We start from the raw sequence: 844 nt of genomic DNA on the forward strand, positions 1-844 counted from the left end.
GCGCTCCACTCTATCACCCCAAGAGAGCGAACGGAGCTATCATTACTCGTACCTTGTGCTTGGATATGAGTACTCAATTGAAAGGCAGAAGAAGGCCGGTACCGATACTCGATATTTGATTCAAATAGGCCTGAAACCGAGCTATCCTGGTCACCCTGTCCAAAACGTCCCAGCCCACCATTGAGCCATGTATTTCCGCTGTCTTGATAGTTGGTAACAAGCGTCACATTGCCGATAAAGCGGTGTGGGCTATTCTGCTTTGCATGCACAAGTGCGCTGCTGATCAAAGCGACTAGAAGCAAGGCGGCACAGATAACTGAAGAGTGTTTTATTCTGAATGCTTTGTTTAGCCTTGTTCATCGAAAAAATAATGCTAGTACTCACTGTTTACATCATAGCCTTTAAACCAGGTAACAAAGTCTGCCGAGTTTTGTGGGCGAGAGATATAGTAACCTTGTAACTTATCGCATCCCCATGTTTCGAGTAAGGCCCAAGACGCTCTGTTTTCAACCCCTTCAGCAACGACAGTTAAACCGAGCTGATGAGCCATGTCTATCGTTGACTGGACAATAGCCTGGTCATATTTACTTTCATCCAGTTTCAAAACAAAGGCCATATCGATCTTTAGCTCGTCTACGGGTAAATCTTTAAGTTGGCTCAAAGATGAATAGCCTGTGCCATAATCATCAATCGCCAAGATAATCCCTTGGTCTCTTAATTGATTAAGCACTTTTAGGGCTTGAACCGGGTTATCAATCATCGCACTTTCGGTGACTTCAAGAATTAGCGAAGAAGTAGAGAGGCCGTTTTTCTCAAGCTCTTGCGCCACATAATCGGGTAGGTC

General features: G+C 44.8%; 2 protein-coding genes. Both read right to left on the minus strand.

What is annotated here, in order from left to right:
- A partial coding sequence (locus A3729_RS20460; RefSeq protein ID WP_156498049.1) for a hypothetical protein occupies positions 1-269 on the minus strand: 269 nt, incomplete at its 3' end.
- A gap of 104 nt (positions 270-373) precedes the next feature.
- Positions 374-844, minus strand: a 471-nt coding sequence (locus A3729_RS20465) for an EAL domain-containing protein (RefSeq protein WP_156498050.1), incomplete at its 5' end; no start/stop codon positions are given.

The organism is Oleiphilus sp. HI0043 (assembly GCF_001634935.1).